The sequence below is a fragment of the Spirulina sp. CCY15215 genome, assembly GCF_016888125.1.
GTDB lineage: Bacteria > Cyanobacteriota > Cyanobacteriia > Cyanobacteriales > Spirulinaceae > CCY15215.
This window is the reverse complement of record NZ_JACSWA010000508.1, coordinates 1-256: the sequence shown is the minus strand read 5'-3', so window position 1 is coordinate 256 and position 256 is coordinate 1. Positions and strand designations below refer to the sequence as shown.

Annotated in this window: 1 pseudogene; it reads left to right on the top strand. The window is 39.8% G+C overall.

Annotation, left to right across the window (positions count from 1 at the left end):
• Window positions 1-20: 20 nt before the first annotated feature.
• Window positions 21-256, top strand: a pseudogene (locus JUI58_RS27820) (Uma2 family endonuclease); the annotation flags it as partial.

Sequence of the window (256 nt, the reverse complement as noted above, 5' to 3'; positions counted from 1 at the left end):
TTCTTTCTTTCTTTGAGGCAATGGTACAACAACTTTCTCCGACCACCATTGAAGACGAATTCCTTTATCCCGATAGCGACGGTAAACCCTTGGCTGACAATACAATTCAATTACGTTTAATTTTCACTATTAAAGGGGGTCTCGATGCTCTCTTTAAGAACAGGGATGATGTTTTTGTTGCTGCGGATCTATTGTGGTATCCAGTTAAGTTAACTCAACAGGAAGTTATCGAACAAGAAGAACCTCAAAGACAAGC